The organism is Pseudoalteromonas luteoviolacea NCIMB 1942 (genome assembly GCF_001625595.1).
Classification (GTDB): domain Bacteria; phylum Pseudomonadota; class Gammaproteobacteria; order Enterobacterales; family Alteromonadaceae; genus Pseudoalteromonas; species Pseudoalteromonas luteoviolacea_A.
Map to the genome: position 1 here is coordinate 1 of NZ_AUXT01000035.1, position 8,318 is coordinate 8,318.

The following is an 8,318-nucleotide window of genomic DNA, read 5'->3' on the forward strand; positions in this document are numbered from 1 at the left end:
GCACTTTGCTATACGCTTACGCTGTGATGGATCAACCCTTCTGTTTTACCACGGTGCCAAATTGCTTGTTCTAACGCGTCAAGAATAAGCTCTGTGTGCATCGTTGTTGATACGCGCCAGCCCACAATGTATCGAGAAAATACGTCTATTACGAAGGCCACGTAAACAAATCCACTCCATGTAGCGACGTAAGTGATATCAGCAACCCAAAGCTGATTAGGCTGCTCAGCGATAAATTGACGGTTAACTAAATCCAGCGGTGTATCTTGTTGTTCACCTGGTATCGTTGTTTTACAAGCCTTACCACGACGAACGCCTTGAATACCCATAATTCGCATTAATCGCTCAACAGTGCAACGAGCTACTTGATGGCCGTCAAGTAGGAGTTGTTTCCATATTTTTCTTGCGCCATAAACCGACATATTATCTACCCATATTTGGCGAATGAGTATCATCAGCTCAGCGTCTCGCTTTTTGCGATTAGATAGGCGCTCAGGCTGCCTCTGTAGCTGTTTATGGGCATAATACGTGGAGGGTGCAATCGGCAACTCCTTGCATATTGACTCGACACTGTAATGCTTACGGTAAGCATCAATAAAAGCCACGCTTACTTCTGTTTGCGGTCGAGCTCCGCTTGGGCGAAAAAAGCGGCAGCTTGCCTCAAGATATCATTGGTTCGTTTCAGCTCTTTATTCTCGCGCTCTAATGCTGCGAGTCGCTCTTCGGCTGATTGAGAGTTTGAAGGTGATTTATGTGGCTGAGCTTGAGACTTCTTTACCCATGCTCTAAGTGTTTCAGGTGTACAACCCAGTTTATCGGAAATCGATACTAGCGCAGCCCAAAGTGAGGGGTACTCATGCTGTTGAGTAGTAACAAGCCTAACTGCACGTTCACGAAATTCTGATGTATAGCGATTTGATTTTTTCATAGTTTCAGTTTCTCAAGTTAATGAGCCTCTGGCAAACTCGGTGCGATTCACTTCTATGTAATTCAAACCATTTCAATAAGTCTTTGAATTGCTCTCCTTGCGCCTTTGGGTGTGTTAGCATGTCTATATGTCCATAGTTATGTGCATGCCCATATCGTTTACCATAAATATTCAGCGATTGAACTCCAATACCCGACTCCTTCATAAACATTTTAATGTCTATCGGCTGAGCAAGTGCTTTGTCTTTAACGCCAGCAATATGAAGCGTTGGTGGTAGCACTCTCGATTCTAGCGCTTTCGCATAGTCGAAATTATCATCACTATCTACCCATGGTAGTTTTTTTGCCCATTGAGCACTTTGCCAATGAGATTTAACAGTTTCGTTGTCAGATCCCCACTTTAGCTCTCGTGCAGGTAAATACCCATGCTTCTTTGCGTAATGGTGTGCTAACCAGTACCATAAGAAATTCGCTTTAAGCAGTTTTTCTGGGTGGTTATTGTAGAGACTCCGCTTTGAACCGAAATAAACACATGCATCAACATTTTCAATCTCGTCGGGAAAGCGTGCGAAAACACTGTTCATGATCACTCCTCCCCAAGAATGAGCAACCCAAAACTGTGGTTTTTTGCTTGTATAATGCTTTATAAACGCAAGCGCCGCTGGCACATCCTCTAGAATGGATTCTGTTTGTCCATATTCATGCCCAGCCTCTATAACGGGTAGACTTCCTCCTCTCCCCCGCAAGTCTAACACAAAGCATCTAAACCCATTTAACGCCATATATGGCGCAAGGCCTTTGTTACTTTCAGTATAAAAAATCTTGCCATTTTCAATTGCACCATGCAAAAACAAAACGATCGGACCCGCCTTTTGCTCATGATAAACGTGTCGTAAGTGCAAAGAAGTTCCTTCAGTCAAAGGAACCGATAAAGATTCTTGTATGATCATTACTGTTCAAAATTATTTTTAAACTCATCGTACCAGTTAAGCTGGCAGAAAGTAAACCTCATAGTTGTGTCGCGTAATTTAAGGTATAATAATCACCATTATTTCGCGCCAACTTTTATATATGCACCCTAGAAACAAACATCTATCCGGCTACGACTTTCCTCTGCTGATAACGCATGTACCCGAACTAAAAAAACACTTAATTGAAAAAGAGAATGGTGAAAACACATTGAATTTTGCAGACAAATCTGCCGTGTTTTTACTTAACAAAGCACTACTGTTAGCACACTATGGCATTAAGTTTTGGGACTTACCAGAGCAGTTTTTGTGTCCCCCCGTGCCAGGAAGAGCTGATTATATACATGCACTGGCCGATCTTTTAGCGAGTGATAATTGTGGCCAGATCCCAACAGGTAAATCAGTTCGTTGCCTAGATATAGGTACTGGCGCGAATTTAATCTACCCAATATTAGGGCAGTCACTATACAAGTGGCGATTTGTTGGGTCAGATATAAATGAAGTTGCAATTAAAGTTGCTAAGAATATTTCAATGGCAAATAGACTAGATATCAAAGTAAAGCATCAAAAACAGTCTAATGCGATATTTTCCAATATCATCGGTAAATCTGACTATTTTGATATTACAATGTGTAACCCTCCGTTTCATGCAAGTGAAGAGGAAGCTCAAAAAGGCACGCAAAGAAAGTGGAAAAACCTTGGTCTAGAGAAAGTAAAAGGTAAAAATGCTTTGAACTTTGGAGGGCATGCGCCAGAACTTTGGTGTCAGGGCGGTGAACTTGGTTTTGTCAAAAATATGATTTCGGAGAGCGCTTCTTTCAAAGAGCAGGTTGGTTGGTTCACGTGTTTAATTTCCAAGAAAGAAAACATCCACCTGCTAACAAAAGCGCTGAAACAATACAAAGTAAAAGATTTTAAAACGGTAAAAATGCTGCAAGGAAACAAACAAAGTCGCTTCCTAGCTTGGCAATATTAAAATCGAACTATTAATAGAGCAAGCAGTGTGTTTGCTCTAGATTCCTTTTGGAATACAAACCTCAAATGAGCTTCCCAAGCCTACATTAGACTCTACTTTAATCTCTCCATTATGATGCTTAGTCAATACAAGTGCGATAGTGAGCCCTAAACCTAAGTTCTGACCAATCGGTTTGGTTGTGTAAAATGGGTCGAAAATACGATGGAGATTGGATATCTCAATTCCCTCCCCTTTATCCTTTACTAACAGCCGAATGTTACGCTGAGAAGAAGTAACTTCAAGCTCAATTTCATTAACATCTGACCCTGCCTCCACCGCATTCTTGTGCAAAATACCGACTATTTGTACTATTTGGCCCGGACAACATGATACCTCCCAGCAAGCACCTTTTTCGAGCACAAAATTAACCGATAGAGGTAACTTTAAGCCTGCTGTATATTGTTCAATTACCTTTTCGAGGTCAATTTCGGTACTTTTCTCACCTGATAAGCCGTTAAAAATAGACAGCGCATTGACTATTTTTTCAATTCGACTCAAATCCACTCGGGTGTCGTCCAATATCTCTGTGATTTCCGCCACATCTAAATCAACATCACTGGTGTCTAGTCGAGCTAAGCTTACTTTAAAGTTTCTTATATAATCACTCAGGACGTCAAAATTACATTTTATCGCACCCAATGGATTATTAATTTCATGTGCTACGCCAGCAGCTAGTTGGCCAACAGAAGCCATTTTCTCAGATTGTAATAGAGATTGCTGCTGCGCGATTATTTGTTGTTTAGCTTGGATCAGCTCTAGGTTTGCCAGTTGCAACTCAGACGTTCTTTCAACGACTCGTTCCTCTAAGTTATCATTCAAGTCTTTTAATGCAGAAATAAGTGAAGCCTTTCGCGTAATATCTTCAAAAGCTCGCAGGGCGCTGGTCATGACGATATACAAACGAGATTTGGTCAAATCAACCTTATTTTTATAATCATTAATATCATACTTGAGCATGACTTCATGCTCAGGAATAGTGCTAGGTTGGCCAGTTCTTAAGATTATTCTTACATCTTTGTTGTTCAGCGTGTGCCGTACCTCCCTCACACAGTCTAAGCCAGCCGTATCAGATTCCATGATCACATCAAGCAATATAACGCTGATCCCCTCAATTTCTTGGAGCATCTCTATTGCTTGCGCCTTAGAATATGCATGATAAAACTCTAGTGCCCTATCGTCGTATGTAAATCGAGACAATGCCATTTTAGTTACTTGGTGTATTTCTGGTTCATCATCAACGAGAAGGATTTTCCAAGGTGCTTTCTTGGGGTTATCTAAGGTATGCCCTGATTCGCTGGCTAGAAATGAGAAAGAAGAGTTAGACATGGCTACCAATTATTTTGACTGATAGCCTAAGCATGGTAAAAAACCGGAGAATTACAACTTATTAAGCTCTGATTTATAATGTTTTCTACATACAGAAACGTATTTATCGTTACCGCCAATCTCGACTTGGTTTCCACCTGAAATGGCATTCCCATGTTCGTCTAAGCGCAGAACATGATTTGCTTTACGGCCACAATGACAAACAGTTTTCAGCTCAATAAGTTTATCAGCCCAAGCAAGAAGATATTGCGCCCCTTCAAACAACTCACCCATAAAGTCTGTTCTCAGACCATAACATAGCACTGGAACACCTAAGCTATCCACAACATCTGTGAGTTGAGAGACTTGCTCTTTACTCAAAAATTGGCTTTCGTCCACTAAGATACAGTCTAACTTTTGCTCACTGTGATGTTTACTAACTAACTCAAACACATCGGACTTTGGCTCGAACGTATGCGCATCAGCCTCTAAACCGATTCTTGATGCCACTTTACCAACCCCTGAACGGTTATCTATTGCAGCAGTCAAAATAAATGGCGTCATTCCCCGTTCACGATAATTAAATGCGGATTGTAATAAGGTCGTAGATTTTCCAGCATTCATCGCTGAATAGTAAAAGTAAAGTTGTGCCATGGCAGACTCATGGAGTGTAAAACAATGCGCGATAGTCTACATAAAGATAGCTTATATGACCACAATCAGTATCTTGGCTGCTTATGGTTTGTCGGGTTGGTTACATAGTCTAGGTAGAACTGATGCAGCTGCATGCTGCCTAACTTGTCCCAAAGTGTTTGCGCTACCAATGGATTTTGCGCCATAAAACCTTTGGAAAGCGCCAGATATCCGTAACTAATATCAATGGGTGGAAATATAGCTTGTAGTTTGTCGCTATGAGGAAAGCCTGCGACTTGTTCATCGTAAACTTTACATAGCCCTAGTGAGCTATCTACAAGGCTCTTTAATACTAGTTGATAAGCATCTTCTTGTGAGTCTGTTAAAATCACCCGATACAAGTCTTCTTGCAGTGTCTTCAGAACAGCGTACCCTCTAGGAACCGCTAAACTCAAGGGAAAATTTTTGTTCGCAACGTCTATGGCTAACCCTTGCTGTCCAACCAAGCATGTTCCCAACATACTGATTGCAAGAGATAAGTTTATGCTACCATCTAGGTTCTTCGGAAATCTCAGGAACTCGCTTCGCTCTGAGCGATAAGATGCGACCACCGCATCTACTTTATTTTCTTTAATGTTCTTCAAACAACGTTGCCAAGGTTTACGAACAAACACGAAACGAACCGTTGAAACTTGTTTCTCTAAGCTTTTTAAAATATCAATTGTCGCACCAGGCCGTTCTTGAGGTACATCGAAACCACTTCCTAGAAAAAATGGCGGAGCGTTCTTATCTTCGTAGCATACAGTGATAAAAGTAGTGGCTGAAGCGAACGAAGAAAATACAACAAAGCAAAAGGTGGCGATAAAGTGCATACTATCCACGTCAAGAAATTAAATTTAGCATTTCACTACAAAAACTTAAATGCCAACAGCTAACCTATACTATAGCGCACAGTTATAGTGACGTCTCTTTTTAGTTAGCAGTTTAATATTTGCCAGATGCATCGGAAGGGTTTAACGTAAAGCTACTATGGAGGAAAAGCACTGCATAACCTTAAATTACACAGCGCTTAAAACTGTTGGTTAGCTGGCTAGTGCAGCTTGATAGCGCTTTTCTACTTCTACCCAGTTGATTACATTGTAAAATGCAGCAATGTACTCAGGACGACGATTTTGATATTTTAGGTAGTATGCATGCTCCCACACATCTAGACCTAAAATAGGCGTTTGGTTATCCATTAACGGGCTATCTTGGTTTAGTGAACTCGTTACTTTCAACGCGCCATTTGCGTCAACTACAAGCCAAGCCCAACCACTACCAAAACGACTTACCGCAGCCGCAGTAAATAACTCTTTAAACTTGTCAAAACTGCCAAACGTTTCATTAATCGCAATCGCAAGTGGACCTTCGTGTAATGTACCACCATCTGAAGACATAATGGTCCAAAACAAGCTGTGATTATGGTGACCACCGACATGGTCACGGACAGCGCCTTTCAAATTTTCTGGCAAACTTTCAATGTTTTTCAATAGTTCTTCAAGATCGCGGTTTGCATGCTCAGTGCCTTCCAAAGCAGCATTCGCCTTGCTGACGTATGTCTGATGGTGCAAAGTGTGATGGATCTCCATTGTTCTTGTGTCAATGTTTGGTTCCAAAGCATCATACGCGTACGGTAGCTGTGGCAATGTAAAAGCCATGGTTTTTCCTCATTTACTTTAGTGGACTATATGTGGACGGTTAAAACCACCTTCCATTGCAGCATTGACTTTCTCAATTAACTCTGGAAGGTGGGGATGACAAGAAGCAAAGTTAATCAATTCTTGTCTTGTTCTATGTAAGTGGTGACAAGCAATCTCAACTATTTCTACCGAAGCATGCTGTACTAAATTGAGCATTGCACAATGCACTTCTATTAATTGCTCGCAGGCTCTTTCTGGGTTTGATAAGGCAATGAAGCAATCAGCTAAATTGTGTGCTGCCACAACTAATGCAGGACAACAATGCTCAATAGCAACCAACTGTTCGTCACAAACTTCACTGTTCACAAACCGTTCTAGCAAATGACCAGCGAGGTTTAAAGCACTCTGGTATCGATCTCTTGCAGAGTTAAACTCGCCATGTTGAAAAGCTTGGTTTCCAGATTTTATAGCGTATTGCCATGGCGCAAGTGCATACTCCAATGGAGTTTCAACTGAAGTTTCAATTTGCTCAATTAGGGCCATTATGCTCCCCTTAGATTGCTTTACACTCGACAACTATAAACAAAACCAACACTTTAATGCAAATTGTTTTTATTTGCATTTTTGAGATCATTTGTATTTATTAACTTGTTTGGTCAAGAAAATATGCGACCCTATCGCAAAAAAGTAAGCTAATAGCATAAATAGCAACGAAAATGAGAATAATAATCAATTGATAAACCATTGATTTATAAGGATTTTATTGACTTTTAAATCTATATATATAAAATGGGTGCATCAGTCAGAGTTTGAGGAAAGACCTATGAAAGGTAAACAAAAGATCATTGATGCATTTAATGCGCTACTGGCAAACGAGTTGGCAGCAATAGACCAGTATTTCATCCATTCTCGAATGTATGAGGACTTTGGGCTTAATAAGTTGTATGAACGCCTTAACCATGAAATGGAAGAAGAAACAACACACGCAGATTGGTTAATCAAACGTATTCTGTTTTTAGAAGGCGTGCCAAATATGATCAAGCGTCGTGACCTGCTTATTGGTCATGATGTAAAGTCAATGATGGAAAATGACCTCAAACTTGAATTAGAAGTTGTGGCTTGTGTAAAAGATGCAATCAAAGCCTGTGAAGAAGAGCAAGACTATCAATCACGCGCTGTATTAGAAAAGCTGCTATTCGACACTGAAGAAGATCACGTTTATTGGCTTGAGCAACAACTTGGCCTCATTGATAAAATTGGCATTCAAAACTATCTGCAATCTCAGCTAGGTTAAGGAGTAAACTCGATGAAAGGTGAAAGAGAAGTAATTGTAGCGTTGAACAAAGTACTCGCAAACGAGCTAGTTGGTATCAACCAATACTTTTTGCATGCCCGCATGTTCAAAGACTTTGGGTTTGCCAAATTAGACAAAGCTGATTACAAAGTTTCGATTCAAAAAATGAAGAATGCTGATAGACTAATTGAGCGTATTCTGTTCTTAGAAGGGCTACCAAATTTACAAGATTTGGGCAGGCTTAATATTGGCGAAAATGTACCAGAGATGATCAATGCAAATATGCAATTTGAAGAAGCGTCTCTAGTCGATCTTCAACATGCAATCGCGCTGTGTGAAGAAAAACAAGACTACATTAGCAGAGAAGCACTAGAGAACATTCAAAGTGAACAAGAAGAGCAAATTGATTGGCTTGAAACACAGCTGCAACTGCTTAAGACGACCGGCACAGAGAATTATCTACAGTCTCAGATGTAAGTATTAAATAATAAAAAAGG

Annotated in this window: 9 protein-coding genes, 1 pseudogene and 1 other annotated feature; of the genes and pseudogenes, 3 read left to right on the forward strand and 7 right to left on the reverse strand. The window is 40.5% G+C overall.

Going from position 1 to position 8,318, the window contains the following annotated elements; all coding sequences use genetic code 11:
* Positions 1–20: 20 nt before the first annotated feature.
* Both N482_RS25435 and N482_RS03310 read right to left on the reverse strand, forming a co-directional pair.
* A pseudogene (locus N482_RS25435) lies at positions 21–928 on the reverse strand (IS3 family transposase); the annotation flags it as partial.
* Positions 534–650, reverse strand: a sequence feature (AL1L pseudoknot). (Overlaps the previous pseudogene by 117 nt.)
* A 4-nt stretch (positions 929–932) precedes the next feature.
* Complete coding sequence (locus tag N482_RS03310) at positions 933–1,877, reverse strand: alpha/beta fold hydrolase (RefSeq protein ID WP_063375731.1); 945 nt, start codon at positions 1,875–1,877, stop codon at positions 933–935.
* Positions 1,878–1,998: 121 nt separating this feature from the next.
* Here N482_RS03310 and rlmF point away from each other — a divergent pair, with 121 nt between their 5' ends.
* Positions 1,999–2,871 carry a 23S rRNA (adenine(1618)-N(6))-methyltransferase RlmF gene (rlmF, locus tag N482_RS03315; protein ID WP_063375732.1) on the forward strand — a complete coding sequence of 291 codons (873 nt, stop codon included), beginning with the start codon at positions 1,999–2,001 and terminating at the stop codon, positions 2,869–2,871.
* A 36-nt stretch (positions 2,872–2,907) separates the two neighbouring features.
* Here the strand turns inward: rlmF and N482_RS03320 are convergent, their stop codons facing one another.
* From N482_RS03320 to N482_RS03340, 5 genes are all read right to left on the reverse strand, one after another.
* Positions 2,908–4,236, reverse strand: a complete 1,329-nt coding sequence (locus N482_RS03320) for an ATP-binding protein (RefSeq protein ID WP_063375733.1) — start codon at positions 4,234–4,236, stop codon at positions 2,908–2,910.
* Between the two features lie 51 nt (positions 4,237–4,287).
* Entirely contained in the window at positions 4,288–4,869 is a 582-nt protein-coding gene (locus tag N482_RS03325) for a thymidine kinase (RefSeq protein WP_063375734.1), read from the reverse strand.
* 65 nt (positions 4,870–4,934) lie between these two features.
* Positions 4,935–5,720, reverse strand: a complete 786-nt coding sequence (locus tag N482_RS03330) for a transporter substrate-binding domain-containing protein (RefSeq protein ID WP_063375735.1) — start codon at positions 5,718–5,720, stop codon at positions 4,935–4,937.
* Positions 5,721–5,930: 210 nt separating this feature from the next.
* Complete coding sequence (locus tag N482_RS03335) at positions 5,931–6,545, reverse strand: superoxide dismutase (RefSeq protein ID WP_063375736.1); 615 nt, start codon at positions 6,543–6,545, stop codon at positions 5,931–5,933.
* 18 nt (positions 6,546–6,563) lie between these two features.
* Entirely contained in the window at positions 6,564–7,070 is a 507-nt protein-coding gene (locus tag N482_RS03340) for a hypothetical protein (protein ID WP_063375737.1), read from the reverse strand.
* A gap of 280 nt (positions 7,071–7,350) precedes the next feature.
* Here N482_RS03340 and bfr (N482_RS03345) point away from each other — a divergent pair, with 280 nt between their 5' ends.
* Together bfr (N482_RS03345) and bfr (N482_RS03350) are read left to right on the forward strand one after the other, a co-directional pair.
* The gene (bfr, locus tag N482_RS03345) at positions 7,351–7,821 is read left to right on the forward strand and encodes a bacterioferritin (RefSeq protein ID WP_063375738.1); all 471 of its coding nucleotides are present in this window, start codon (positions 7,351–7,353) and stop codon (positions 7,819–7,821) included.
* Between the two features lie 12 nt (positions 7,822–7,833).
* Entirely contained in the window at positions 7,834–8,298 is a 465-nt protein-coding gene (bfr, locus tag N482_RS03350) for a bacterioferritin (protein ID WP_063375739.1), read from the forward strand.
* Positions 8,299–8,318: the final 20 nt, after the last annotated feature.

Bases quoted from the DNA above. Each gene is read 5' to 3' on its own strand.
- N482_RS03325 (WP_063375734.1), bottom strand. From the start codon at position 4,869: ATGGCACAACTTTACTTTTACTATTCAGCGATGAATGCTGGAAAATCT.
- bfr (WP_063375739.1), top strand. From the start codon at position 7,834: ATGAAAGGTGAAAGAGAAGTAATTGTAGCGTTGAACAAAGTACTCGCA.
- bfr (WP_063375738.1), top strand. From the start codon at position 7,351: ATGAAAGGTAAACAAAAGATCATTGATGCATTTAATGCGCTACTGGCA.
- N482_RS03340 (WP_063375737.1), bottom strand. From the start codon at position 7,070: ATGGCCCTAATTGAGCAAATTGAAACTTCAGTTGAAACTCCATTGGAG.
- N482_RS03320 (WP_063375733.1), bottom strand. From the start codon at position 4,236: ATGTCTAACTCTTCTTTCTCATTTCTAGCCAGCGAATCAGGGCATACC.
- rlmF (WP_063375732.1), top strand. From the start codon at position 1,999: ATGCACCCTAGAAACAAACATCTATCCGGCTACGACTTTCCTCTGCTG.
- N482_RS03330 (WP_063375735.1), bottom strand. From the start codon at position 5,720: ATGCACTTTATCGCCACCTTTTGCTTTGTTGTATTTTCTTCGTTCGCT.
- N482_RS03335 (WP_063375736.1), bottom strand. From the start codon at position 6,545: ATGGCTTTTACATTGCCACAGCTACCGTACGCGTATGATGCTTTGGAA.
- N482_RS03310 (WP_063375731.1), bottom strand. From the start codon at position 1,877: ATGATCATACAAGAATCTTTATCGGTTCCTTTGACTGAAGGAACTTCT.